Source organism: Microvirga sp. 3-52, from assembly GCF_018383585.1.
In the GTDB taxonomy this organism is placed as follows: domain Bacteria; phylum Pseudomonadota; class Alphaproteobacteria; order Rhizobiales; family Beijerinckiaceae; genus Microvirga.
In genome coordinates this window covers 202,502-226,595 of sequence record NZ_JAHAMK010000004.1, presented here as the reverse complement: position 1 = coordinate 226,595, position 24,094 = coordinate 202,502, and the positions used below count along the sequence as shown (strand labels likewise).

The following is a 24,094-nucleotide window of genomic DNA, read 5'->3' as shown; positions in this document are numbered from 1 at the left end:
TGCCCTGTGATAGGGTGAAGGCCGTCCTGAAGCGTGGCTTCAGGGGCCGGCTGGCCCCAAAGACCCCTGATCTGCCGGATTTGAGGCCGTTTTTCTTGAGTTTTCGATGATGCGCCTGACCTTGAGCCTGTCCGACAATCCCGCCACGACCTCGGTCGAGCGGGCCATCATGGAGTTTCGCAGCGCCCGTCCCGTGGTGATCGACGGGGCCGAGGGCAGCGCGCTCGTGGTCGGCGTCGAGAACCTGGACGAGGCCATGGCCCTCGAGATCGAAGCCGTTGCGGGCGGACACGCCCATCTCGTCCTGCCGGCGGCAAGGCTGCGCCGCGTCGGCCTCGAGCGCGAGGTCCCCGGGCGAATGGCCCTGCCGGTGGTGGACCGGAAACGGGTGGAAGCTCTGGCGCTCAAGGTCGATGGTCGCATCGACGCTCCGGTCCGCCCCACCGACGAACTGGACGGCGAAGCGCTGGAACTGGCCCGCCTGTCGCTCGTCCTGCCGGCCGTGATCGTAGTGCCGCTGGCGAAAGGCATCGAGATCGCCCCGTCGCTCGTGCGCGTGGCGGGCGAAGCCGTTCGCGGCTACCGCCGCGCCAAGGCGGCGGACCTGAAGATCGTCAGCCGGGCGCCGGTGCCGCTGGAGGGCGCTCCCACCAGCGAGTTCGTGGTGTTCCGTGGCGGCGAGGGCCTGCGCGATCAGGTGGCGATCGTCGTCGGCAAACCGGATCTCTCGAAGCCGGTGACCGTGCGGCTGCACTCGGCCTGCCTCACGGGCGATCTCTTCGGCAGCCTCAAATGCGATTGTGGCGACCAGCTGCGCGAGACCGTGCGCTTCATGGCCTCGAGCGAAGGCGGCATCCTGCTCTATCTCGACCAGGAGGGACGCGGGAACGGCATTGCCAACAAGATCCGCGCCTACAAGCTGCAGTCGCAGGGCTACGACACCTACGATGCCGACGAGGTTCTGGGCTTCGAGGCCGATCAGCGCCGCTTCGATTTCGCCGCCGCGATGCTGCAGGAGCTCGGTGTCGGCAAGGTCCGCCTGATGACCAACAACCCCGAGAAGATCGCGGCGCTGGCGAAGGCCGGCCTCGAGGTGATTTCCGATCACCGCGTGCTGGGGCGGCCGACGGCGGAGAATGTCAGCTACCTGGCCGCCAAGCGCGACCGTGCCGGTCATTACATCGACCTCGAGGGCATGCTCGCCTGCTCGAACAAGGACTGAGGACTCCCCTATCCGACATGGCGTCTGATCACCAGCAGGGTCGAAAGACTTCTGTGGATTCACGCGGGCATCACATAGGGCGATGTCGCGATAACTGCCTGATGTTAATGAGGTAATTTCCTAGACATCCCCTATCCTTGCGGCCCGGATTGCTTCCGTATAGTATACTATACGTAGCTCTTGAATGTGAGGAGACATCGACCAATGCTGCGCCGAATATCACTTGCCATTGCTGCTGCCGGGGCTCTGACGAACGCCGCCCATGCCCACGGGATCTGGACGGCACAACGGCACGGAGACCTCGCGGTCGTCTACGGCCACGGCGCCGGGGACGACGCCTACGAGCCGGGGAAGGTGAAGAGCGCCGTCTCACACTTGGCGTCTGGAGAGACAAGGGACAGCAGGATCCTGCATCAGGCGAAAAATGCATTGATCGACCCTGCGCCGGATGCGGTGGCTCTGACCGTGGCCTTCGACAACGGCGTCTGGACGAAAGGAGCTGACGGAAAGTCGGTCAACAAGCCGAAAAGCCAAGTGACGGACGCGCAGTCGGCGAGCCACTCCATTAAGATCAACACGACGATCCTGAAGACAGGGGCTCCTCTCAAGCCGAGAGGCTTAGGCCTTGAGATCGTGCCTCTCGTGGACCCTCTGAGCCTGAAGATGGGCGACGATCTTCCCGTCCAGGTCTTTTCGGGCGGAAAGCCGCTCGCGGGCCTCCCGCTCTACGTCGACTACGTGAACGACGGCCATGCCCAGAGCACCAAGACTGATGCGGACGGAAAGGTGACGCTCTTCGTTCGCAACGACGGACTCAACGTGATCGGCGTCTCTTATGCAAAGAGCATGCCCAACAACGCCGAGATCGATCAAACGAGCTATTTCGCGACCCTCTCCTTCACCCTCCCGCATGGCGAGGACTGATCCTTCGGCTATCTCACAGCAGTCCTATGATGCTTGAAGGCTGGCCTCACGCGTGGCCAGCCATTTTATTACCGGGCCGGCATGCCGGTTTCGACGATCTTCGCCCAGAGCGAGACCCCGTAGGGGCTCGCCTCGTCATTGAAGTCGTAGGCCGGATGATGGACGCCGGCCGTGTCGCCGTTGCCGAGGAAGATGTAGGCGCCCGGACGCTGCTCCAGCATGTAGGAGAAATCCTCTGCGCCCATGAGCGGCGGGATGGTGGTGTCGATGGCGTTCTCGCCGGCGACAGCGCGGGCGACATTGGCCATGAACTCGGTCTTGTCCGGATCGTTCATGGTGACCGGGTAGCCGCGGTCGTAATCGACCTCGGCCTTGGCCCCGAAGGCGGCGCAGACATTCTCGACGATGGCGCGGATGCGGGTCTCGGCGAGGTCGCGCACTTCCGGAGACAGGGTGCGCACGGTGCCGAGAAGCATCGCGGTCTGCGGAATAACGTTGAAGGCGTCGCCTGCCCTAACGGTGCAGACGGAGACCACCACCGAATCGAGCGGATCGGCGCTGCGCGAGGCGATGGTCTGCAGTGCCGTGATCACGTGAGCCGACACGACCACCGGATCGATGCAGTCATGCGGACGTGCCGCGTGGCCTCCCTTGCCTTCGATGTGAATCGTGAAACGGTCCGCCGCGGCCATCATCGGGCCGGGGCGGATGGCGAACTGGCCGACAGGAATGCCCGGCATGTTGTGCATGCCATAGACCTCGTGCACGCCGAAACGCTCCATCAGGCCGTCCTTCAGCATTTCGTTGCCGCCGCCGCCGCCTTCCTCGGCCGGCTGGAAGATCACCACGGCCGTGCCGTCGAAATTGCGCGTCTCTGCCAGATACTTCGCAGCCCCGAGCAGCATCGCCGTGTGGCCGTCATGGCCGCAGGCATGCATCTTGCCGGGCACCTTGGACTTGTGCGCAACGTCCGTCGCCTCCTCGATGGGCAGCGCGTCCATGTCGGCGCGAAGACCGATCACCTTGCCTGAATTGTTCGAGCGGCCCCTGATCACGCCGACGACGCCGGTCCGTCCGAGGCCGGTCACGACCTCGTCGCAGCCGAAGCTCTTCAACTTCTCCGCCACGATGCCGGCCGTGCGATGCACGTCGAACAGGAGCTCCGGATTTTCATGGAAATCGCGGCGCCAGGCAGTGATTTCATCGGCAAGATCGGCGACGCGGTTGATGATCGGCATGGATATTCCTCGGGCTTGAGAATCCGGAAGCCGTCAGCCAAGCAGAGGCAGGGCCTTCCCGTCAATCCTTCTCCGCGAGGAAGAGCGAAACCGTCAGACCGTGCGGCGCAGGACCGCCTTGGGACGCTTCGTGCGGAATTGGCCGCGCTCGATGGCGACGAAGATCAGCACCAGAACCACGAGCGCCGTGAACCACCAGACCTGCGCGGTGCCGATGCCGAGGCAGCCCAGGGTGTAGGCGCACGCGAACGCGGCCATGATGCCGGGTGCCACGCTGGCGCGGTGGCTCTTCGCACCGATGACCGCCTGATACAAAAGAACGCTGCCGGCTGCCGCGCCCACAAGTCCGAGTTCGTACCAGATCTCGAACAGCAGGGTGGATGGCGCGCTCGCTGGAACCAGTCCGAAGAAGCGGCCGCGCAGGGCGGTCTCCAGGCCGTGTCCCGTCAGAAGCCGCAGCGGCTCTTCGAGTATGACCCGGCGCCATACCTCCAGACCGAGGGCCGTCGGGGAGTTCGCACCGAGCAGGCCGGCCGCCACGGGCTTCAGGATGAAGGGAAGGACCGGAGCGAACAGCAGAAGGCCCGCCATGACGAATCCGGTCAGGCGGGAGCCGAAGACCGGATTCCACGCCGTGATGACGAAGACGACGGCGCCTGCGGCCAGGCCGTAGAGAGGCAGGCCGTCACGCGTGAGGAGGGAGCAGACCCCGACGGCGAGGGCCAGCCCGATGGCTTCCAGGTTGCGCCCGCGGGAATGGAGCCAGGCGATGGCAGGCCAGAGCAGCAGAACGAGCATGAGCATGCCGCGCTCCAGGCTCAGGCCTTCCGGGTCGATGCGGCTGCCGCCGGTGATCGTCAGGGAAATGGCGATCAGGGCCGCAAGACCGACGCCGACGGGAAGAAGATACAGGTTGGCCGAGCGCATGCGCTCGGGAATGGCGAGATACCCGCCCAGTCCCATGAGGGCCATGCCGATGATGTTGAGAAGCCTCTCGGAGGCCTGGGGCAGAAAGGGGGTCCAGACCAGGGACAGCCCGGCCCAGAACAGCAGGACCAGCCCGGCCACTCCGCCCGCAGAGGCGGCAAGCGCGGTGAGCTTATCCCAGGCATGCCTCGCGCTTCCGTCGAGCACCGAGGCGAGGACGAGGAGAATGACCGCGAGAGGCGCCATCACCACCAGTGCGCGCCGCGTGAAAAGGGCAGCCAGGGGCACGGCAAAGAACAGGATCGCAAAGCCGAGACGCCGCAGCATGGCGGCGGCATCGGCTGAGGGATTGGCCGTCTGGGAAACGGAGCGGATCATGGAGGCGGGCAATCGGCGGTTGAGTGATCAGGAGCGGAAAGCGTAACGGACGAGAGCGCCAAAAGCTGTAGGTGCGATGCAACACATCGCAGCCCTTGTGGCTTTCGGGAGAGCATGCCCTCCTTCGTCATCACCGACACAGGGCCGGTGATGACGTGGGGAAGGTTCTTACCCCTTCTGTCCCCGGATGAAGTTGATGATGCCGGAAAAATCGTCGCCCTCGTGTCCGGCATTGTTGAACAGGGCATAGAGCTGGGCCGCTTCCGCGCCCAACGGTGTCGAGGCTCCCGAGGCGAGGGCCGCCTCCTGCGCCAGCTTCAGGTCCTTGAGCATCAGCGCCGCCGCGAAGCCGGGCTTGTAGCCGTTGTTGGCGGGCGAGGCCGGCGCGGGGCCGGGCACCGGGCAATAGGTGGTGAGCGACCAGCACTGGCCCGAGGATGTCGAGGCGACATCGAACAGCGCCTGATGCGACAGCCCGAGCTTTTCGCCGAGCACGAAGGCCTCGGCCACGCCGATCATCGAGATGCCGAGGATCATGTTGTTGCAGATCTTCGCCGCCTGGCCCGCGCCGGCCTCGCCGCAGTGGACGACCTTCTTGCCCATCTTCGAGAGGATTGGCTCGGCCCGATCGAACGCGGGCTTGGCGCCGCCCGCCATGAAGGTGAGCGTGGCACCCTTCGCGCCGCCGACGCCTCCGGACACCGGCGCATCGAGGCTCAGCAGGTCGCGGCCCTGCTCGCCTGCCAGGGCATGCGCCTTGCGCGCGCTCTCCACATCGACAGTGGAGCAGTCGATGAGCAGCGTACCCTCCTTCACCGAAGGCAGGATGTCGGTCCAGACCGAAAGCACGTGCTTGCCGGCCGGCAGCATGGTGACGACGATCTCCGCATCCCTCACGGCATCGACCGTGGAGGCGGCAATGTTCGCGCCGTCGCTGCGCGCCTGATCGCAGGAGGCGGGCGAAAGGTCGAAGCCGGTGACGCTGTGCCCGGCCTTGACGAGGTTGGCGGCCATGGGCCCGCCCATGTTGCCGAGGCCGATGAAGGCGATGGTGGTCATGAGATCACTCCCTTGTTGTCGTTTGATGCTTGAGCGAGCAGCCAAAGCGCGCTGCCTGCCATGACGATGCCGCTGCCGGCATGCAGCAAGAGATGTTTGGGACTCTCGAAGCCCCGCTCCAGAAAAACGAGGATGACGTCGCCGATAGGAATGAGCACCGTGAGCCCAAGCACCGTGCCCACCGCGCGGTGCATAGTGAGGCGCGACAGGGCGGCAAGATACGCCCCGAAGGCGAGATCGCGCAGGCCGATGGCCGAGACATAGGACAGGCCCGGCCCTTCAGGCGCGGCGATTCCGAAGAGCGCCGCCCCGGCGCGCGGCGCGAGGATGAACAGCAGCCCCAGGACCACGAACACGCCCGACAGGGCGAATACGAGCCACGTGCTCGGCTCGTGCAAAGGCAATCCCGATGGTTCGCTCCCGGCCGTCATGCGCGTCGCGCCGCCCACAGGGCTCCGCTGAGCGCGAAGCCGTAGAACCACAGCATCAGGGATCCGAAGACCTTGTCGAGGCCAGGATCGAGCCGCGGGAAAAAGACTGCGAAATGCGAACCCACGGCGGCCATGATCAGCATGCCCGGAACAGCCGCCAGACCCATGACATGGCTGGCAGCTTTTCGTGGCACGCGCAGGATGCGATCGATCGACAGCCCTAATCCCAGACCGAGCGCGGCTCCCGCTGTGAAGTTGAGCTGGAACGGTCGGCGTCCCTCCTGGAAGAACCACGGACCTGCAAGCCAGAACAGCGCGAAGATCGCTGCGGCGATGACGAAGCCAAGGCCGAGCGGTTTCACCGTCATCTGTTGCCGCGTCCCACCAGATCGCGCGCCACGATCAGGCGCATGATCTCGTTAGTGCCCTCAAGGATCTGATGCACGCGCAGGTCCCGCACGATCTTCTCGACGCCGTAATCGGCGAGATAGCCGTAGCCGCCATGGAGCTGCAGGGCATCGTTCGCCACCTGGAAGCCCACATCGGTCGCCATGCGCTTGGCCATGGCGCAGAGCTTCGTGGCATCGAGCGCCTTGGCGTCGAGGGCAGAGGCCGCGCGCCACAGGAAGGTGCGTGCCGCTTCGAGTTCGGTCGCCATGTCGGCGAGCTTGAACTGCAGCGCCTGGAAATCCGCGATGCGCTTGCCGAAGGCCTTGCGGTCGCCCGTATAGGCGAGCGCCTTGTCCAGCGCCGCCTGAGCGCCGCCCAGTGAGCAGGCGCCAATGTTGATCCGTCCCCCATCGAGGCCCGACATGGCGATCTTGAAGCCCATGCCTTCGTCCGAGAGCCCGTTGGCGACGGGCACGCGCACATCCTCGAAGATCACGGCGGCGGTGGGCTGCGCGTTCCAGCCCATCTTCTTCTCCTGCGCGCCGAAGGATACGCCGGGCATGTCCTTTTCAATCACGAGGGTCGAGATGCCCGAGGGGCCGTCCTCGCCCGTGCGCACCATGGTCACGTAGATGTCCGAGGTGCCGGCGCCCGAGATGAACTGCTTGACGCCGTTGACGATGTAATGGTCACCGTCGCGCACGGCCCTGGTCTTGAGCGCGGCCGCGTCCGAGCCCGAGCCCGGCTCGGTCAGGCAATAGCTCGCGATCAGTTCCATGGTGCAGAGGCGCGGGATGTAGCGCTGGCGCTGTTCCTCCGAGCCGTAGCGGTCGATCATCCACGTCGCCATGTTGTGGATCGACAGGTATGCCGAGATGGCCGGGCAGCCGGTGGCGAGGGCCTCGAAGATCAGCGCCGCGTCGAGCCGCGTCATCCCCGACCCACCCACATCGTCGCGGGTGTAGATCGCTGCCATACCGAGGCTTGCGGCCTCGCGCATCACATCCACGGGAAAATGCTTCTTCTCGTCCCATTCGAGGGCGTGGGGGGCGAGATTGTCCGCCGCGAAGGCCAGCGCCATGTCGCGAACGGCGATTTGATCGTCGGTGAGGGAGAACTGGGTCATAGCCTCAATCGTCATGCCAGAGGGGTTTTGGGCAACCATGACTTTCGATCTAGAGCACCTTTCGGCGAAGTGGTCTCAGGTCACCTGCAAAAAGATGCGGCCCCGAAAAGCAAATGGCCGGGATCCATGTCCCGGCCATCGCGCTTGTGCTTACTTCATCGTCGGAATGGAGAATTCCGCGCCTTCCTTGATGCCGGAGGGCCAGCGGGAGGTGACGGTCTTGGTCTTGGTGTAGAAGCGCACCGCGTCCGGCCCATGCTGGTTGAGGTCGCCGAAGCCCGAGGCCTTCCAGCCGCCGAAGGTGTAATAGGCCAGCGGCACTGGGATCGGCACGTTGATGCCCACCATGCCCACGTTCACCTTGGAGGCGAAGTCGCGGGCGGCGTCGCCGTCGCGGGTGTAGATCGCGACGCCGTTGCCGTATTCGTGGTCGGAGGGCAGGCGCAGGGCCTCGTCGTAGTTCTTGGCGCGCACGACCGAGAGGACGGGCCCGAAGATCTCTTCCTTGTAGATCCGCATGTCGGGGCGCACATCGTCGAAGAGGCAGCCGCCCATGTAGAAGCCGTTCTCGTAGCCCTGCATCTTGAAGTCGCGGCCGTCGACCACGAGCTTGGCGCCTTCCTGGACGCCGAGATCGACGTAGGAGCGCACCTTCTCCATGTGGGCCTTGGTGATCATCGGGCCGAAATCGGCGGACGGATCGGTGGAGGGGCCGACCTTCAGGCTCTCGACGCGCGGGATCAGCTTGTCCATGAGCGCGTCCGCCGTGGCCTTGCCGACCGGCACCGCGACCGAGACCGCCATGCAGCGCTCGCCCGCCGAGCCGTAGCCGGCACCGATCAGCGCGTCGGCCGCCTGGTCGAGGTCGGCGTCGGGCATGATGATCATGTGGTTCTTGGCGCCGCCGAAGCACTGCGCGCGCTTTCCGTTCGCCGTGGCGCGGGAATAGACGTACTGGGCGATCGGCGAGGAGCCGACGAAGCCCACCGCCTTGATGTCCGGATCGTCGAGGATCGCGTCCACCACTTCCTTGTCGCCGTTGACCACGTTGAGGATGCCCGCCGGGAGACCCGCCTCGATCATGATCTCGGCGAGGCGCATCGGCACGCCCGGGTCACGCTCGGAGGGCTTGAGGATGAAGGCATTGCCACAGGCAATGGCGGGCGAGAGCTTCCATAGCGGGATCATGGCCGGGAAGTTGAACGGCGTGATGCCGGCAACGACGCCGAGCGGCTGGCGGATCGAATACATGTCGATGCCGGGGCCGGCGCCCTCGGTGAACTCGCCCTTCAGGAGGTGCGGAATCCCGGTGCAGAATTCGGCCACCTCGACGCCGCGCTGGATGTCGCCCTTCGCGTCGGGAATGGTCTTGCCGTGCTCGCGGGCGAGCATCTCGGCGAGCGTATCGGTTTCCTTGGCGATGAGTTCGAGGAATTTCATCATCACGCGGGCGCGGCGCTGCGGATTGGTGGCGGCCCAGGCCGGCTGCGCGGCCTTGGCGTTCTCGACCGCCTGATGCAGCTCGTCCTTGGAGGCGAGCGCGACCCGGCCGAGGACCTCGCCGGTCATGGGCTGGAAGAATTCGGTGCTGCGTCCCGACTTGCCGGGAACCTGCTTGCCGCCGATGAAATGTCCGACCTCGCGCATGGCGTCTCTCCTCCTCAAGGGTGTTTTTCGTGGTCTCCTTCTATCATTGTTGAAATCGCACGACTATGGGTGAAACCAAAGCACCGTTGTGCGAAAATGCCAATACGGCAGGAACACGGGCATGAGCGCATTCGATTGGGACGATCTCCGCTTTTTCCTCGCCGTCGCCCGCGCCGGGCGACTTACCGCCGCCGCTCGCCAGCTCGAGGCGGACCACACCACCGTGTCCCGTCGCATCTCGGCCCTGGAGGCGGCGCTCAAGGCCAAGCTGTTCGAGCGCAGCCCTCAGGGCTACACCCTGACCGAACAGGGTGAGCGACTGCTCAAGCATGCGGAGAGCATGGAGACCCAGGCACTCGCGGTCGCAAGTGAGCTCGGTGGAGCGGACCTTGCTCTCTCGGGCACCGTGCGCATCGGCGCGCCGGACGGGATCGGCACCTATTTCCTCGCGCCTGAACTCGGCGCGCTCGCCGAACGGCATCCGGGCCTCACCCTGCAGCTCGTGGCGCTGCCGCGCACCTTTTCGCTCTCCAAGCGCGAGGCCGACATCGCCGTGACCCTGGAACAGCCGACGGAAGGTCGCCTCGTCTCGCGCAAGCTCACCGATTACCGCCTCAGGCTCTACGCGTCCCAGGAATATCTCAAGCGGCACGGGCCGGTGACGGAGCTGTCCGACCTGACGGACAAGACCCTGGTCACCTATGTGGCCGACCTGCTCTACAGCCCCGTGCTCGATTACTTTTCGGCGCTCGAGAAACACACCGCCCGCCGATTCGAGTGCGCCAGCGTGATGGCTCAGGCCGAGGCGGTGCGGGCCGGTGTCGGCATCGGCATCCTGCACGATTACGCGGTGCGGCAGTTCCCGGAGCTCCAGGTCGTGCTGCCCGAGGTGTCGTATCTTCGCACCTACTGGCTCGTCACCCATGCCGATGTGCGGTCCTTGCGCCGGGTGGAGGAGGTCTATTCCTTCATCCTGAGCCGGGTGCGGGCCAACCGGGGGCTTTTTGTCTGACGCTTGCCCTTCACGCGAGTACCTTATGGGACTAAGTCAGACGTCAAAGGACAACCCACGGAGATCCCGATGCCCTCCAAGCTCGACCAATTGCGCGCCATGACGGTCGTCGTTGCCGATACCGGCGACCTCGATGCGGTGCGCCGCCTGAAGCCCCAGGACTGCACCACCAACCCGACCCTGCTGCTGAAGGCGGTCGAGACCCCGGCCTACGGCCACATCATCGAGGAGGCCCTGGCCTGGGGCCGGACCCAGGGCGGGAGCCCCGAAGGCGTGGTGGCGGCGGTCTGCGACCGGCTGGCGGTGGCCTTCGGCACCGAGCTTGCGAACATCGTGCCCGGCCGCGTCTCGACGGAGGTGGACGCGGATCTCTCCTTCGACACCGAGGCGAGTGTTGCCAAGGCGCGCGCCATCATCAAGGCTTACGAGGAGCGCGGGATCGGACGCGAGAAGATCCTGATCAAGATCGCCTCCACCTGGGAGGGCATCCGCGCCGCCGAGATCCTCGAGAAGGAAGGCATCGACTGCAATCTCACGCTCCTGTTCAGCCAGGTGCAGGCCCAGGCCTGTGCGGAGGCGGGCGTGTTCCTGATCTCGCCCTTCGTCGGGCGCATCCTCGACTGGCACGTGAAGGCCGGCGGCGGCCCCTACACGGGCGAGACCGATCCGGGCGTGCTCTCCGTGCGCAAGATCTATGCTTCCTATAAAGCGCGGGGCATCAAGACCGTGGTGATGGGCGCCTCCTTCCGCAACGTCGGCGAGATCGAAGCGCTCGCCGGCTGCGACCGCCTCACCATCTCGCCCGCGCTCCTCGACGAGTTGGCGAATGCGCAAGGCGAGCTGCCGCGCAAGCTGTCGCCCGACAATGTCGAGACGATCCAGCCCCTGCCGCGCCTCGACGAGAAGAGCTTCCGCTTCGCATTGAACGAGGACGCGATGGCGACGGAAAAGCTTTCCGAGGGCATCCGTTCCTTCGTGAAGGATCTTCGCTCCCTGCGCACGCTCGTGGCGCAGCGGCTGGACGAGGCGAAGGCGGCCTGAGATCGAAAGAAACGTCATCCCGGACAGCATAAGCCGATCCGGGATTGCAAGACGCGAAAAGCGCTGACCAGGACTTTCACGTCATGGCCGGGCGTGTCCCGGCCATCTCGATAATGTGAAACGCCGCGCCTTGCGTAGTCGAGATCACCGGCACGAGGCCGGTGATGACGGAAAGCAAGCGCCTCATTCTGCACACGATCCCGGATCTTCGCTTACGCTCTGTCCGGGACGACGCATTGTCAGAGCCTCATTACTTCTTTCCCGCCAGCGCCTTCTCGCGGATCGCCGTGAGCGACATGGTCGGGGTGATGACTTCCGGATCGATGATGCAGTGGAGGATCGCCGGCTTGCTGGAGGTGAGCGCCCGCTGCAGGGCAGGGCCGAACTCTTCCGTCGACGTCACCCGCTCGCCATAGCCGCCGAACGCCTTGGCATAGGCCGCGAAGTCGGGGTTATTCAGCATAGTTGCCGAGACGCGGCCGGGATATTCGCGCTCCTGGTGCATGCGGATCGTGCCGTACATGCCGTTGTCGAGCAGGATCACCAGGATCGGCAGGTCATACTGCACGGCGGTGGCGAATTCCTGGCCGTTCATGAGAAAGTCGCCGTCACCGGCGAACACCACCACGGGGCTGTCGGGCCGGATGCGCTTGGCGCCGACGGCCGCGGGCACGCCGTATCCCATGGAGCCGGAGGTTGGGGCGAGCTGCGTGCCGTATTCGCGGAAGGGCCAGAAGCGATGGATCCAGGTGGCGAAGTTGCCGGCACCGTTGCAGAAGATCGTGTCGGACGGCATCACCTTGCGAAGATGCGCCATCACCTCGCCCATCTGCAGGCCGCCGGCGTGGCGGATGGCGCTCGGGTCGCTCCAGGCCAGATAATCCGCATGCGCCGTCTTCGTGCCTTCGCTCCAGGGCAGTGAAGCCGGCGGATGCACGCCCTCGAGCGCCGCCGTGAAGGCGATCGGCGAAGCGTTGATGGCGAGATGCGGAGAATAGACCCGGGCGAGCTCGCTCGGATCGGGATGCACATGCACCAGTGTCTGCTGGGGTGCCGGAATGTCGAGGAGCGTGTAGGCCTGGCTCGGCACTTCGGAAAGGCGGCCGCCGATGAGCAGGACGAGATCCGCGTCCTTGATGCGTGCCAGAAGCTTCGGATTCACGCCAAGCCCGAGATCGCCGATGTGGGAAGCATGATCGGCCGGAAACAGCATCTGGCGGCGGAAGGTGCAGGCGACCGGCAGCTCGAAGCGCTCGGCAAAGCGCACGAAGCGCTGCACGGCTGTTTCCGACCAGCGGCTGCCGCCGAGCAGCGCGATCGGGTTCTTCGCGCCATGCAGGAGCTTCTGCAGCTCCGCCATCTGCGTCAGGCCCGGATGTGTTTCGATGATCTGATAACGCGGCGCGTCGACCACTGCTGCCATCTCGGTCAGCACGTCTTCCGGCAGCGCGATCACGACCGGGCCGGGACGGCCCGAGGTCGCCACATGGAACGCGCGGGAAACGATCTCGGGAAACCGCGCCGGATCGTCGACTTCCGTGGCCCATTTGGCGAGCGGACCGAAGGCGGCGCGATAATCGAGCTCCTGAAACGCCTCGCGCTCGCGCATGCCGCGCTCGATCTGGCCGACGAACAGGATCATCGGCGTGGAATCCTGCTTGGCGATGTGAATGCCGGGCGAAGCGTTGGTCGCGCCGGGGCCGCGGGTGACGAAGCAGATGCCGGGACGGCCGGTGAGCTTGCCATAGGCCTCGGCCATCATGGCCGCGCCGCCTTCCTGGCGGCAGACGGTGACGTTGATGCTCGCATCATGCAGCGCATCCAGTGCCGCCAGGTAACTCTCGCCCGGAACGCAGAAGATGTGATCGACTCCGTGCAGAGTCAGCTGATCGACAAGAATCTGGCCGCCGGTGCGGGAGGGCGCTGTCATGGAAGGCTCGCATCGTTAAGAGGCTGGATATGAAAACGGAGAGCTAAAGCATCGGACCCAAAAGTGGACGCCACTTTTGGGATCCAACCCGATGCCTTCTTTTTAATGAGAGCATCGTTGTGCGCGCAAAACCGGATCCACTTTTGCGCACGATGCTCTAACGCCCTCCGTCGGTGTAGTTCAGAACGATCAGGCGTCGACGTCGAACTTCACGCCCTGGGCGAGCGGAAGCGTCGAGCCGTAATTGATCGTGTTGGTGGCACGGCGCATATAGGCCTTCCAGGCATCCGAGCCCGATTCACGGCCGCCGCCGGTTTCCTTCTCGCCGCCGAAGGCTCCGCCGATCTCGGCGCCCGAGGGGCCGATATTGACGTTGGCGATGCCGCAATCGGAGCCCGCTGCCGAGACGAAGGCTTCGGCCTCGCGCAGGTTGAGCGTGAAGATCGAAGAGGAGAGGCCAGCGCCGACCGCGTTGTGCAGCGCGATCACCTCGTCGAAATCCGAATAGCGCATCACGTAGAGGATCGGCGCGAAGGTCTCGCGCAGCACCGGGCCGGTCTGGCTCGGCATCTCAACGAGCGCCGGACGCGCGTAGATACCGTCATTTGCCACATCCGTGGTGCGCCCGCCGCCATGCACCTTGCCGCCGGCTGCGCGAGCCTCGTCGAGCGCGCGCTCCATGCCGTCGAAAGCCGCCTTGTCGATCAGCGGACCGACGAGCGTGCCCTCAGTGCGCGGGTCGCCGATCTTCACGCTGCCATAGACCTTCGCGAGGCGCGGCACGAGCTGATCGTAGACGCTCTCGTGCACGAAGAGACGGCGCAGCGTCGTGCAGCGCTGGCCGGCCGTGCCCATGGCCGCGAAGGCGATGCCGCGGAGCGCGAGATTGAGGTCGGCGGACGGCGCCACGATGGCCGCGTTGTTGCCGCCGAGCTCCAGGATCGCGCGGGCAAAGCGCGCGGCGAGCTTCGGCCCGACCTGACGGCCCATGGCCGTGGAGCCGGTGGCGGAGAGAATCGGCACGCGGTGATCGTTCACAAGGATCTCACCCACGTCGCGACCGCCGAGGAGAACCTCGCAGAGGCCCTCCGGCACACCGCCGAAGCGCTTGGCGGCACGCTCGACGATGGCGTGCGTGGCAAGCGCCGTCAGGAGGGTCTTTTCAGAGGGCTTCCACACCACGCTGTCGCCGCAGACGAGAGCGAGAGCCGCGTTCCAGGACCAGACCGCAACGGGGAAGTTGAAGGCGGAGATCACGCCGCAGACGCCCAGCGGATGCCAGGTTTCCATCATGCGATGATCGGCCCGCTCGGTCGCGATGGTCAGCCCGTAGAGCTGACGGGAGAGGCCGACCGCGAAATCGCAGATGTCGATCATCTCCTGCACCTCGCCGAGGCCCTCGGAGACGATCTTGCCGGCTTCCAGGGTCACGAGACGGCCGAGGTCGTCCTTGGTGGCGCGCAGTTCCTCGCCGAGAAGGCGGATGAACTCGCCGCGCTTGGGCGCCGGGATCCTGCGCCAGGTCTTGAAGGCGGCATCGGCCCGGCCGATCGCGGCTCTGGCCTCGTCCGGCGTGGTCTCGCGCACATGGGCGATCACCTCGCCGGTGATCGGGGACACCGCCGGGCGGCCGGTGGAAGCGAAGGCGCTCTCCGGCACGCCGAGCCGCGCGAGAATGGCGCGAGCCTCGTCCGCGACGGAGGCGGGCGCGGAGGATACGGGTTTCAGGCTCGCGGTCATGTTGGGTCTCCCTGAATGCGGGCTTGAGGCCGATTTGGCCTCACCGCCCTCGCTTGTCGTTGAAACGAAACGACGGCGGTTTTCATGCCACCGTCTTAATGCATGACCGGGAAGCCTGGGAACTGCTTTTCCCGAATAGGGTCATGCCATTTTGTAAAGAACCCGAAAACCTGGCTTGGATCCCACCTCGTCATCACCGGCCCTGTGCCGGTGATCCCGATCAGGTGAAACGCCTTGCTTTTCCAATCGGGATGGCCGGGACGAGCTCGGCCATGACGTGGGAGGGTGTGCCAAGGACAGTGTCATCCCACCCTGACCCGATCAAAACGGGTTCTCCACCCATTTCCTCATGCCACTGCGTCGAGACGGATGCTCTTCACCGCCGGCTCATGGCCCTCGTCCAGGCGCTCGCCCGCATAGACGCGGCCGAAGCGGTTGGCGAGGAAGGCGTCGAGATCGATCTCTTCCTGGCGCACGAAACCCTGTTTCGGCAGCTTGCCCGCGACCAGCAGGTCGAGCATGGCGCAGATGCCCGCCGCCGTGGTCACTTGGATCGCCGTGCGCTGGATGCCGGCGACCTTCTGGCCGTAGACACTGCGGGCATAGGTTTCCTGCACATAGCGACCGCCGCGTTCACCGGTGACGGTGACGAAGACGATGACCATGTCCTGCATGGTGGCGGGTACCGCGTTCTCCAGGATGTCCTTCAGGACCTCGCGGCGGTTGCGCAGCTGAAGGTCGTTGAGCAGGACGCGCATGAGGGCGCAATGGCCGGGATAGCGGATGGTCTTGTAGTTCAGGTTGCGCACCTTGCCTTCGAGCGTCTCGCATAGGGTGCCGAGGCCGCCGGAGGTGTTGAAGGCCTCGTAGCGCGTTCCGTCGAGGGAGAACTCCTCGAGCTCTTCCATGGCCGGAACCTCGCGGAGCTTGCCGTCGACCACCGCTTCGCAGCGCTCGATATATTCGTTGATGACGCCGTCCGTGCTCCAGGTGAGGTTATAGGACAGGGCGTTCGAGGGATATTGCGGCAGGGCGCCGACGCGCAGGCGCACGGTGTCGAGCTTGTCGAAGCGGCTCGCGATGTCGTGGGCCACGATGGAGATGAAGCCGGGAGCCAGCCCGCATTGCGGAACGAAGGCCGTGGCGGCGCCGTCCGCCAGTTCCTTCACCATCCGGGTCGTGGCCACGTCCTCGGTCAGGTCGAAATAGTTGACGTCCGCAAGGCGCGCGGCCTTCGCCACGTGACTGGTCAGGTGATAGGGAGCGGCGCTGAGCACAGCGTAATGTCCCTTGAGAGCATTCTGCAAGGCGACCGCGTCACTGAAATCGAGCTCGACCGTCTTGACGCCATCCTTGGCGACCGCTTCGAGGGCGGCGGCGGATGCGTCCGCAACGGTGACGTCGTAGTCGCCGGTCTCATGAAGCATGTCGACAATGGTGGAACCGATCTTGCCGGCGCCGATGACGAGGATCGAGTGCATGGAGTTCTCCCTGTGATCCTCTGAGAAAAAGGCAAAGCCGTGCAAAGCGCCATAGACAAGCTGACGGAAAGCCGAGTAGATTTCGGCATATCGCCATTATGACTGGTCAGGTTGATGCTCGATGCCACGGATCGTGCCTTGATTGCGCTTCTGCGGGAGAATGCCCGGATCGGCCATGCGGAGGCCGCGCGGCGCTTGAAACTCTCCCGCACGACGGTGCAGGCGCGGGTCGAGAGCCTGGAGCGCCGCGGCGTGATCGCCGGCTATACCCTGCGCCTCGCCGAGGAGGTCGCGGGCCGCATGGTGCGGGCGCATGTGACCATCGTCGTGGCGCCGAAGGCTTCGGGCGGTGTCGTCTCGGCGCTCCAGCGCATGCCAGAATTGCGCGCGCTTCATTCCGTCGCGGGTGTCTTCGATCTGCTGGCGGTGGTAGAGGCTGAAGACGTTCCCTCCCTCGATGCCGCCATCGACAAGATCGGCGCTCTCGAAGGGGTGGAGCGCACGCAATCCTCCATCATTCTCTCAACGAAATTCGAACGATGACCTCTTCAGCCTCTCCTTCAGCCGACGTCGTGATCGTCGGCGGTGCCGTCATGGGCTCCTCCGCGGCCTATCACCTCCTCGCCGATTCCGGCTTCAAGGGACGCGTCATCGTCATCGAGAAGGATCCGACCTACCAGCTCTCGGCGTCCGCCCTCTCGGCGGCCTCGATCCGCCAGCAATATTCGAGCGCGGTGAACATCCGCATCTCGCTCTACGGCATCGATTTCCTGCGCAGCATCGGCGACCGTCTTGGCGTGGAAGGCGAGCGGCCGGAGATCGGACTGAAGGAAGGCGGCTATCTCTATTGCGCCTCGGAGGCCGGCGCGCCGATCCTGGCGGAGAACCACGCGCTTCAGGCGGCCGAGGGCGCCGACATACTTTATATGGATCCGGCGGCGCTGAAGGAGCGCTTCCCCTGGCTCAACGTGGAGGATCTCGCGGCCGGCACCTGGGGGCGCTCGGGCGAAGGCTGGTTCGACGGCTGGGGCCTGCTTCAGGCCTTCCGCAAGAAGGCTCGCTCCCTCGGGGCCGAGTATGTGAAGGGCGAGGTGGCCGAGATCGAGCGGGACGGCGGCACCATCGTGGCCGTGCGCCTCAAGGACGGCACGCGGATCGCCTGCGGCACGCTCGCCAACTGCGCCGGCTCCGGCGGACGGGCGATCGCGACCATGGCCGGGCTCGACATTCCGGTCCAGGCCAAGCGCCGTTACGTCTTCACCTTCTCGTGCAAGGGACCAGTCGAGAACTGCCCGCTGCTCATCGACACGTCGGGCGCCTATGTGCGGCCTGAAGGGGACGGGCATTTCATCTGCGGCGCTTCGCCGGAAGCGGATCTCGATCCCGACTGGTTCGACGAGGATCCCGCCAGCCAGGAGATCGATCACTCGTTCTTCGAGGAGTTCATCTGGCCGTCGCTCGCCCATCGCGTGCCGGCCTTCGAGGCGATCAGGCCGGGCCGTGCCTGGTCCGGGCCCTACGACATGAGCCTGCTCGATCACAATGCCATCATCGGCTTGGCCGGCGGGTTCAGGAACTTCTACCTCTGCAACGGCTTCTCGGGCCACGGCCTGCAGCAGGCCCCGGCGGTGGGGCGGGGCCTGGCCGAGCTGATCGTCCACGGCGGCTACCGGACGCTCGATCTGTCAGAGCTGGGCTACGAGCGCGTTCTCGCCAACCGTCCGCTGCTCGAGCGGAACGTGATCTAAAGGCCCATCTCCTCGGAGGTTCGATAAGCCCAGACCCGGCCGCCCCGGTTCATGTGGCGCTGCATCAAGCCGGGCTGGTCCGGATCGGGCCGGGTGTCGACGGCAAGCTCGTTGACCCCTTCCCGGTCGGCCCGCTCGTCGCTGCGGCGAGAGCCGGTGCCGACGGTCGTGTCCGAGCCCTGATTCGACTGGGAGAACTCGTCCGTCCTCAGGTCCGTGGTGCCGAGATCGTCCGCCCCTTCGGCCATCAGGCCCATGCCGGGCAGGGCGCTCGTGGTGGTCGTTCCGCCGCCCGAGCCGCCGGTGATCCCGGCCCCGAGGGGCGCACCCGCATCAGCTCCGGTCCGGACGGAGCCGCTTTCGTTCAGCCATTCCCGGCTGCTGCCGTCGAGATCGACCGGCTCGAACATCTCCAGTACGCGCGCGGCTTCCTCGGCATTGTCCCGATCGACCTGGGCGGCGATCAGGGTGAGATGCCTGTGAAGTCCCTGCTCGAAGATCCGCTTGTCGGATTCCGGCAGGTTCAGGTCGCGCAGGGCGTCAAGCGCGTCATCCCGGACCGAGAGGCTGCGGAAGCCCGAGATCGACGAGATCTCCCGGGCATCGGCGTTGCCGACAGCGACGATTCGGTTCTGGGCGATGCCCATCTCGAGCAGGGATTGAAGAGCCTGACGGGCCTGGGCGGGATCCCTGAACAGGGCAGTGATCATCTGGGACATGGGTCTCTTCCGTTGGGATACTCCCTCAACGAAGAGGAGTTCGGAGCTGTTCCCAGGGGGTGCCATTAAGCCTTTTGGATGAAAGGGCTTCCATTTTGGAGCCGGCTATGATTGTCATGTTTTCGTCATAGAAACGTCATCCGGCCTTAATGCAGGGGTGATGAACGACAAGAACGTCCCCGACGGGATGACATGGGAGAGATTACTATGATGAAGAAGTCCCTCCTCGGCGCTCTGGCCCTCGGCCTGGCGACGAGCACCTCCGCCTTCGCGCAGACCGAGATCCAGTGGTGGCACGCCATGACCGGTGCCAACAACGAGGTCGTCAACAAGCTTGCCGAAGAGTTCAACAATTCGCAGAAGGACTACAAGGTCGTCGTCAGCTACAAGGGCCAGTACGCCGATACGCTCAATGCCGGCATCGCGGCCTTCCGCGCGGGCAACGCTCCCCACATCCTGCAGGTGTTCGAAGTCGGCACGGCGACCATGATGGGCGCCCGCGGCGCGATCAAGCCCGTCTACCAGCTGATGGCCGAGGCCGGCGAGAAGTTCGATCCCAAGGCTTACCTGCCGGCGATCACCGGCTACTACTCCACGGCCAAGGGCGAGATGCTCTCCTTCCCGTTCAACTCCTCCTCGATGGTCATGTGGATCAACAAGGACGAGCTGAAGAAGGCCGGCGTCAACGAAATTCCGAAGACCTGGCCCGAGGTGTTCGAAGCCGGCAAGAAGCTCAAGGCAGCCGGCCACGACACCTGCGGCTTCTCGAACGCCTGGGCAAGCTGGGCCAACATCGAGCAGTTCTCGGCCTGGCACAACGTGCCGATGGCCACCAAGGCCAACGGTCTCGACGGCTTCGACACGGAGATGAAGTTCAACTCTCCGCTGCACGTGAAGCACCTGCAGAACCTCATCGATCTGCAGAAGGACAAGACCTACGACTATTCCGGCCGCGACTCGAAGAGCGAAGGCCGCTTCACCTCCGGCGAATGCGCGATCTTCCTGACCTCGTCGGGCTTCTACGGCAACGTGAAGGCCAATGCGAAGTTCGACTTCACCTCGGTGCCGATGCCCTACTATCCGGACGCTCAGGGCGCCCCGCAGAACTCGATCATCGGCGGCGCTTCCCTGTGGGTCATGGGTGGCAAGAAGGCGGACGAGTACAAGGGTGTGGCCAAGTTCTTCACCTTCCTGTCCGACACGGACCGTCAGGCCAAGCTGCACCAGGAATCGGGCTACCTTCCGATCACCAAGGCGGCTTACGAGAAGACCAAGGCTTCGGGCTTCTATGAGAAGAACCCGGTCCTCCAGACTCCGCTGATGGAGCTGACCAACAAGGAGCCGACCGAGAATTCCCGCGGTCTGCGCTTCGGCAACATGGTCCAGATCCGTGACGTGATCTCGGAAGAGATAGAAGCTGCCCTGGCTGGCCAGAAGCCCGCCAAGGACGCTCTCGACACGGCTGTGACCCGCAGCAACCAGATCCTCCGTCAGTTCGAGCGCACTGTTCGCTAAACTGTTCTGATATCTGCACTTTTCATCCCGGGGAGCTCAAGACGCTGCCCGGGATGATCTTATAAGCCACCTTCGCAGACCGGTTGCCGCCGTCATCTGCCCCATCCTCGGACAGCCGTAAACGCGATGGAAAAACGAGCTCATTTTTCAGGTTGGACGCTGCCGCTTCTGCTGATCGTTCCGCAGATGGCAATCACCGTCATTTTCTTCTACTGGCCGGCCTCCCAGGCCATCTGGCAATCCTTCCTGCGCGAAGACGCCTTCGGCCTCTCCTCGGAATTCGTCGGTTTCGAAAACTACGTCTCGTTGTTCGAGCAGCCCGAATATTACCGGGCGATGGTCACGACGGCGATCTTCTCGTCTCTCGTCGCCTTCTTCTCGCTGGCTTGCGCCCTGCTGCTCGCCACCCAGGCCGACAAGAACCTGCGCGGGGGGCATGCCTTCAAGACCCTGCTGATCTGGCCCTATGCGGTGGCTCCTGCCATCGCGGGCGTGCTGTGGATCTTCATGTTCCATCCGACGCTCGGCACCCTCTCGAGGCCGATCAAGGCGGTCGGCCTCGACTGGAACCCGATGCTCAACGGCAATCACGCCATGACGCTGCTCGTGCTCTCCGCCACCTGGAAGCAGATCAGCTACAACTTCCTGTTCTTCCTCGCCGGGCTCCAGGCCATTCCGAAGAGCGTCATCGAGGCTGCCGCCATCGACGGGGCCGGCCCGCTGCGGCGTTTCTGGACCGTGATCTTCCCGCTTCTGTCGCCGACCACCTTCTTCCTTCTGGTGGTCAACATCGTCTACGTGTTCTTCGACACCTTCGGCATCATCGATGCGGTGACGGGCGGCGGTCCTGCCGGAACGACCACGACCCTCGTCTACAAGGTTTACGCGGACGGCCGCCTCGGCGGCGATCTCGGCGGCTCGGCCGCGCAGTCGGTGATCCTGATGATCATCGTGATCGCGCTCACCGCCATCCAGTTCCGTTATGTCGAGCGCAAGGTGCAGTACTGATGGTCGAGAATCGTCCGTTCACCCAATTCATGGCCTATCTGACGCTCGCCCTCGGCATCGTCATCGTGGTCTTCCCCGTCTATCTCGCGATCATGGCGTCGACCTTCGACGCCGCCACGATCATCAACGGCAACATGCCCTTGACGCCCGGCGATCAGGCCGGCGAGAACTATTCGCGCGCCCTGTTCTACGGCGGCGTGCATGCGCGCGAACCCGTCGGCGGCATGATGCTCAATTCCATGATCATGGCGCTGGGCATCGCCATCGGTAAAATCCTGATCTCGATCCTGTCGGCCTATGCGGTGGTGTACTTCAAGTTTCCGTTCCGCAAGACGGCCTTCTGGATCATCTTCATCACGCTGATGCTGCCGGTCGAAGTGCGTATCTATCCGACCTACAAGATCGTCGCCGATCTCGGTCTTCTGGATACCTATACGGGCTTGATCATGCCGCTGATCGCATCGGCCACCGGCACGCTGCTGTTCCGCCAGTTCTTCATGACGATCCCGGACGAGCTGCTGGAGGCCTCCAAGATCGATGGCGCGGGCGCCTTCCGCTTCTTCAAGGACACGCTCCTGCCGCTCTCCATGACGACGATCGCGGCGCTGTTCGTGATCCAGTTCATCTATGGCTGGAACCAGTACCTCTGGCCGCTGCTGATCACGACCAAGAGCTCGATGCAGACCATCGTCATCGGCATCAAGAAGATGATCACGACGACCGATGCACTGACCGAGTGGCAGATCGCGATGACCACGGCCGTGCTGGCCATGCTGCCGCCGGTGCTCGTGGTGATCTTCATGCAGAGGCTCTTCGTGAAGGGTCTCGTCGAAACGGAGAAGTGACGCGAGGAATCGCGCAGGGCCCTCCCTTCAGGCACGGGAGGGCTCGCTCTCACATCATTGAAATTTTCGCCCGGTACCCATGGCGGCGCGGGCAGCGGTCAAAAGGAATAAAACGATGGCAGGGGTCACCCTCGATACGGTCAGGAAAATCTATACGGGCAATGTGGAAGCCGTGAAGGGCGTCTCTCTCGGCATCGAGGACGGCTCCTTCTGCGTGCTGGTCGGACCGTCCGGCTGCGGCAAGTCCACGCTTCTTCGCATGATCGCAGGACTCGAGACGATTTCCGACGGCGAGGTGAAGATCGGGGACCGGGTCGTGAACCAGGTCGAGCCGGCCGACCGCGACATCGCGATGGTGTTTCAGAACTACGCGCTCTATCCGCACATGAGCGTCTACGACAACATGGCCTATGGGTTGAAGAACCGCGGTACGCCGAAGGACGAGATCGAGAAGCGCGTGAAGGAGGCGGCCCGCATCCTCGCCATCGAGTCCTTCCTCACGCGCAAGCCGCGCCAGCTCTCCGGCGGTCAGCGCCAGCGCGTCGCCATGGGCCGCGCCATCGTGCGCAAGCCGCAGGTCTTCCTCTTCGACGAGCCGCTCTCCAACCTGGACGCCAAGCTGCGCGTGCAGATGCGCGTCGAGATCAAGCGCCTGCAGCGGGCCCTCGGCGTGACGTCGATCTACGTGACCCACGATCAGGTCGAAGCGATGACGCTCTCCGACAAGCTGGTGGTGATGTCCGGCGGCCAGATTGAGCAGGTCGGCACCCCATCCGACGTCTACCGCCGTCCGGAGACCCGGTTCGTCGCCACCTTCATCGGCTCGCCGCCCATGAACATCCTGCCCGGCAAGGTCGAAGGCCCCGGCCGCGTATCGGTTGGCGGTCAGGTGATCGGCGTCGCCGATATGCGCGACGGCCTCACTCCCGGCTCGGCCATCGAGGTGGGCTTGCGTCCCGAGGACGTGCAGGCGGGCGGCGCCGGGTCCAGCTCGCTCTCCATGGATGTGGACTTCGTCGAGGAGCTCGGCGCGACACAGCTTTTCCATGGCAAGGTCTCAGGTGCCGAATTCGTCGTGCAGGCCTCCACCGGCCAGATCCCGGCGGACACCCGCAAGCTGACCCTCGCGGTCGATCCGGCCAACGTGCACCTCTTCGACCCGCAGACCACGAAGCGTCTCGGCAAAGTCTGACAGGCCGGCTGCGGCCGGTTTTTACACGAAGCCTTCCAAAGGTCCCGGGTACCCCGGGGCCTTATTCCTTGCGGGCCGCGTGGATACGGCTCTTTCCATTCTCCCATACGCGAGAGCGGAAGCGGGCGGCATCCCCGGCGGCAGGCCGGGACGGGGATCCCCGGTGCTGTGCGGGTGGATTCCCGTCCCCCTGCGCTGGGTGTGCACACGGGCATGACGCGATCCTTGGTCATACTGTCCTTCGTCCTACACCCGCCTTGTCACACCCGCCCCCGTCATGGCCGGGCTTGACCCGGCCATCCCGATGCTGTGAGGCGCGGCGCTTCTCTTTATCGGGATCACCGGCACGAGGCCGGTGATGACGTGGAGGAGGTGATGACGTGGAGGGGGTGATCAGGCGAGATGTTATGTTCTCACTTTGTTCTTAACACAGTGTATCACCTGGGCTAGACCGGTGCTCATCCCGGCCCGACGGGGGGCGCGCTCGCGAGGCGTCGCAGGCGTGGGGCGGGGAGCGGTCC

At 64.7% G+C, this 24,094-nt stretch carries 21 protein-coding genes; 10 read left to right on the top strand and 11 right to left on the bottom strand.

What is annotated here, in order from left to right; all coding sequences use genetic code 11:
* Nucleotides 1-109: 109 nt before the first annotated feature.
* On the top strand, nucleotides 110-1,222 hold the full coding sequence (gene ribA, locus KHP60_RS05435) for a GTP cyclohydrolase II RibA (RefSeq protein ID WP_213562613.1): 1,113 nt from the start codon (nucleotides 110-112) through the stop codon (nucleotides 1,220-1,222).
* Between the two features lie 204 nt (nucleotides 1,223-1,426).
* Nucleotides 1,427-2,146 (top strand): DUF4198 domain-containing protein, encoded by a 720-nt coding sequence (locus tag KHP60_RS05430; protein WP_213562548.1) that lies wholly within the window; start codon nucleotides 1,427-1,429, stop codon nucleotides 2,144-2,146.
* A 68-nt stretch (nucleotides 2,147-2,214) separates the two neighbouring features.
* Here the strand turns inward: KHP60_RS05430 and KHP60_RS05425 are convergent, their stop codons facing one another.
* The 7 genes from KHP60_RS05425 to KHP60_RS05395 all read right to left on the bottom strand — a co-directional run bounded on the left by KHP60_RS05425 (nucleotide 2,215) and on the right by KHP60_RS05395 (nucleotide 9,342).
* The gene (locus tag KHP60_RS05425) at nucleotides 2,215-3,384 is read right to left on the bottom strand and encodes a M20 aminoacylase family protein (protein ID WP_213562547.1); all 1,170 of its coding nucleotides are present in this window, start codon (nucleotides 3,382-3,384) and stop codon (nucleotides 2,215-2,217) included.
* A gap of 93 nt (nucleotides 3,385-3,477) precedes the next feature.
* Nucleotides 3,478-4,689: a peptide ABC transporter permease gene (locus tag KHP60_RS05420; RefSeq protein WP_213562546.1), complete on the bottom strand. Its 1,212-nt coding sequence runs from the start codon at nucleotides 4,687-4,689 to the stop codon at nucleotides 3,478-3,480.
* 168 nt (nucleotides 4,690-4,857) lie between these two features.
* A complete protein-coding gene (mmsB, locus tag KHP60_RS05415) occupies nucleotides 4,858-5,748 on the bottom strand; it encodes a 3-hydroxyisobutyrate dehydrogenase (protein ID WP_213562545.1) in 891 nt (296 codons plus the stop codon).
* Nucleotides 5,745-6,146: a DUF4267 domain-containing protein gene (locus tag KHP60_RS05410; protein ID WP_213562544.1), complete on the bottom strand. Its 402-nt coding sequence runs from the start codon at nucleotides 6,144-6,146 to the stop codon at nucleotides 5,745-5,747. Before KHP60_RS05410 ends, mmsB begins: the two co-directional genes overlap by 4 nt.
* Nucleotides 6,147-6,175: 29 nt before the next feature.
* On the bottom strand, nucleotides 6,176-6,547 hold the full coding sequence (locus KHP60_RS05405; protein WP_213562543.1) for a DUF5367 family protein: 372 nt from the start codon (nucleotides 6,545-6,547) through the stop codon (nucleotides 6,176-6,178).
* Nucleotides 6,544-7,695: an isobutyryl-CoA dehydrogenase gene (locus tag KHP60_RS05400; protein ID WP_213562542.1), complete on the bottom strand. Its 1,152-nt coding sequence runs from the start codon at nucleotides 7,693-7,695 to the stop codon at nucleotides 6,544-6,546. The genes KHP60_RS05405 and KHP60_RS05400 overlap by 4 nt, the downstream gene beginning before the upstream one ends.
* A gap of 150 nt (nucleotides 7,696-7,845) precedes the next feature.
* A complete protein-coding gene (locus tag KHP60_RS05395; protein WP_213562541.1) occupies nucleotides 7,846-9,342 on the bottom strand; it encodes a CoA-acylating methylmalonate-semialdehyde dehydrogenase in 1,497 nt (498 codons plus the stop codon).
* Between the two features lie 121 nt (nucleotides 9,343-9,463).
* On the opposite strand from KHP60_RS05395, the gene KHP60_RS05390 reads away from it, so the two are divergent.
* Both KHP60_RS05390 and tal read left to right on the top strand, forming a co-directional pair.
* Nucleotides 9,464-10,354, top strand: a complete 891-nt coding sequence (locus KHP60_RS05390; protein ID WP_213562540.1) for a LysR family transcriptional regulator — start codon at nucleotides 9,464-9,466, stop codon at nucleotides 10,352-10,354.
* 69 nt (nucleotides 10,355-10,423) lie between these two features.
* Nucleotides 10,424-11,395 (top strand): transaldolase, encoded by a 972-nt coding sequence (gene tal, locus KHP60_RS05385; protein ID WP_213562539.1) that lies wholly within the window; start codon nucleotides 10,424-10,426, stop codon nucleotides 11,393-11,395.
* 250 nt (nucleotides 11,396-11,645) lie between these two features.
* Here the strand turns inward: tal and KHP60_RS05380 are convergent, their stop codons facing one another.
* The 3 genes from KHP60_RS05380 to KHP60_RS05370 all read right to left on the bottom strand — a co-directional run bounded on the left by KHP60_RS05380 (nucleotide 11,646) and on the right by KHP60_RS05370 (nucleotide 16,546).
* Complete coding sequence (locus tag KHP60_RS05380; protein WP_213562538.1) at nucleotides 11,646-13,325, bottom strand: thiamine pyrophosphate-binding protein; 1,680 nt, start codon at nucleotides 13,323-13,325, stop codon at nucleotides 11,646-11,648.
* Nucleotides 13,326-13,514: 189 nt separating this feature from the next.
* Complete coding sequence (locus KHP60_RS05375; protein ID WP_213562537.1) at nucleotides 13,515-15,065, bottom strand: aldehyde dehydrogenase family protein; 1,551 nt, start codon at nucleotides 15,063-15,065, stop codon at nucleotides 13,515-13,517.
* A gap of 347 nt (nucleotides 15,066-15,412) precedes the next feature.
* Nucleotides 15,413-16,546, bottom strand: coding sequence for a saccharopine dehydrogenase family protein (locus KHP60_RS05370; protein ID WP_213562536.1), 1,134 nt, complete (start codon nucleotides 16,544-16,546; stop codon nucleotides 15,413-15,415).
* Nucleotides 16,547-16,660: 114 nt separating this feature from the next.
* Here KHP60_RS05370 and KHP60_RS05365 point away from each other — a divergent pair, with 114 nt between their 5' ends.
* Nucleotides 16,661-17,089: an Lrp/AsnC family transcriptional regulator gene (locus tag KHP60_RS05365; protein WP_213562535.1), complete on the top strand. Its 429-nt coding sequence runs from the start codon at nucleotides 16,661-16,663 to the stop codon at nucleotides 17,087-17,089.
* Nucleotides 17,086-18,294 carry an FAD-binding oxidoreductase gene (locus tag KHP60_RS05360; RefSeq protein ID WP_213562534.1) on the top strand — a complete coding sequence of 403 codons (1,209 nt, stop codon included), beginning with the start codon at nucleotides 17,086-17,088 and terminating at the stop codon, nucleotides 18,292-18,294. Before KHP60_RS05365 ends, KHP60_RS05360 begins: the two co-directional genes overlap by 4 nt.
* Here the strand turns inward: KHP60_RS05360 and KHP60_RS05355 are convergent.
* Nucleotides 18,291-19,013 (bottom strand): hypothetical protein, encoded by a 723-nt coding sequence (locus tag KHP60_RS05355; RefSeq protein WP_213562533.1) that lies wholly within the window; start codon nucleotides 19,011-19,013, stop codon nucleotides 18,291-18,293. The genes KHP60_RS05360 and KHP60_RS05355 overlap by 4 nt on opposite strands.
* Before the next feature lie 207 nt (nucleotides 19,014-19,220).
* Between KHP60_RS05355 and ugpB the strand changes: the two genes are divergently transcribed.
* The 4 genes from ugpB (at nucleotide 19,221) to KHP60_RS05335 (ending at nucleotide 23,573) form a co-directional block, all read left to right on the top strand.
* Nucleotides 19,221-20,528, top strand: coding sequence for a sn-glycerol-3-phosphate ABC transporter substrate-binding protein UgpB (ugpB, locus tag KHP60_RS05350; protein ID WP_409366256.1), 1,308 nt, complete (start codon nucleotides 19,221-19,223; stop codon nucleotides 20,526-20,528).
* 126 nt (nucleotides 20,529-20,654) lie between these two features.
* Nucleotides 20,655-21,536 carry a sn-glycerol-3-phosphate ABC transporter permease UgpA gene (ugpA, locus tag KHP60_RS05345; RefSeq protein ID WP_213562531.1) on the top strand — a complete coding sequence of 294 codons (882 nt, stop codon included), beginning with the start codon at nucleotides 20,655-20,657 and terminating at the stop codon, nucleotides 21,534-21,536.
* Entirely contained in the window at nucleotides 21,536-22,381 is an 846-nt protein-coding gene (gene ugpE / locus KHP60_RS05340) for a sn-glycerol-3-phosphate ABC transporter permease UgpE (protein WP_213562530.1), read from the top strand. The genes ugpA and ugpE overlap by 1 nt, the downstream gene beginning before the upstream one ends.
* Nucleotides 22,382-22,496: 115 nt before the next feature.
* The gene (locus KHP60_RS05335) at nucleotides 22,497-23,573 is read left to right on the top strand and encodes a sn-glycerol-3-phosphate import ATP-binding protein UgpC (protein WP_213562529.1); all 1,077 of its coding nucleotides are present in this window, start codon (nucleotides 22,497-22,499) and stop codon (nucleotides 23,571-23,573) included.
* The last annotated feature ends 521 nt before the right edge of the window (nucleotides 23,574-24,094 follow it).

Excerpts from the sequence above, each read along its gene's own strand:
- KHP60_RS05430 (WP_213562548.1), top strand. The coding sequence starts at position 1,427 with ATGCTGCGCCGAATATCACTTGCCATTGCTGCTGCCGGGGCTCTGACG.
- KHP60_RS05425 (WP_213562547.1), bottom strand. The coding sequence starts at position 3,384 with ATGCCGATCATCAACCGCGTCGCCGATCTTGCCGATGAAATCACTGCC.
- mmsB (WP_213562545.1), bottom strand. The coding sequence starts at position 5,748 with ATGACCACCATCGCCTTCATCGGCCTCGGCAACATGGGCGGGCCCATG.
- KHP60_RS05400 (WP_213562542.1), bottom strand. The coding sequence starts at position 7,695 with ATGACCCAGTTCTCCCTCACCGACGATCAAATCGCCGTTCGCGACATG.
- ribA (WP_213562613.1), top strand. The coding sequence starts at position 110 with ATGCGCCTGACCTTGAGCCTGTCCGACAATCCCGCCACGACCTCGGTC.
- ugpE (WP_213562530.1), top strand. The coding sequence starts at position 21,536 with ATGGTCGAGAATCGTCCGTTCACCCAATTCATGGCCTATCTGACGCTC.
- KHP60_RS05335 (WP_213562529.1), top strand. The coding sequence starts at position 22,497 with ATGGCAGGGGTCACCCTCGATACGGTCAGGAAAATCTATACGGGCAAT.
- KHP60_RS05360 (WP_213562534.1), top strand. The coding sequence starts at position 17,086 with ATGACCTCTTCAGCCTCTCCTTCAGCCGACGTCGTGATCGTCGGCGGT.
- KHP60_RS05405 (WP_213562543.1), bottom strand. The coding sequence starts at position 6,547 with ATGACGGTGAAACCGCTCGGCCTTGGCTTCGTCATCGCCGCAGCGATC.
- KHP60_RS05380 (WP_213562538.1), bottom strand. The coding sequence starts at position 13,325 with ATGACAGCGCCCTCCCGCACCGGCGGCCAGATTCTTGTCGATCAGCTG.
- KHP60_RS05420 (WP_213562546.1), bottom strand. The coding sequence starts at position 4,689 with ATGATCCGCTCCGTTTCCCAGACGGCCAATCCCTCAGCCGATGCCGCC.
- tal (WP_213562539.1), top strand. The coding sequence starts at position 10,424 with ATGCCCTCCAAGCTCGACCAATTGCGCGCCATGACGGTCGTCGTTGCC.
- KHP60_RS05365 (WP_213562535.1), top strand. The coding sequence starts at position 16,661 with ATGCTCGATGCCACGGATCGTGCCTTGATTGCGCTTCTGCGGGAGAAT.
- KHP60_RS05395 (WP_213562541.1), bottom strand. The coding sequence starts at position 9,342 with ATGCGCGAGGTCGGACATTTCATCGGCGGCAAGCAGGTTCCCGGCAAG.
- KHP60_RS05375 (WP_213562537.1), bottom strand. The coding sequence starts at position 15,065 with ATGACCGCGAGCCTGAAACCCGTATCCTCCGCGCCCGCCTCCGTCGCG.
- ugpA (WP_213562531.1), top strand. The coding sequence starts at position 20,655 with ATGGAAAAACGAGCTCATTTTTCAGGTTGGACGCTGCCGCTTCTGCTG.
- ugpB (WP_409366256.1), top strand. The coding sequence starts at position 19,221 with ATGATGAAGAAGTCCCTCCTCGGCGCTCTGGCCCTCGGCCTGGCGACG.
- KHP60_RS05390 (WP_213562540.1), top strand. The coding sequence starts at position 9,464 with ATGAGCGCATTCGATTGGGACGATCTCCGCTTTTTCCTCGCCGTCGCC.
- KHP60_RS05355 (WP_213562533.1), bottom strand. The coding sequence starts at position 19,013 with ATGTCCCAGATGATCACTGCCCTGTTCAGGGATCCCGCCCAGGCCCGT.
- KHP60_RS05370 (WP_213562536.1), bottom strand. The coding sequence starts at position 16,546 with ATGCACTCGATCCTCGTCATCGGCGCCGGCAAGATCGGTTCCACCATT.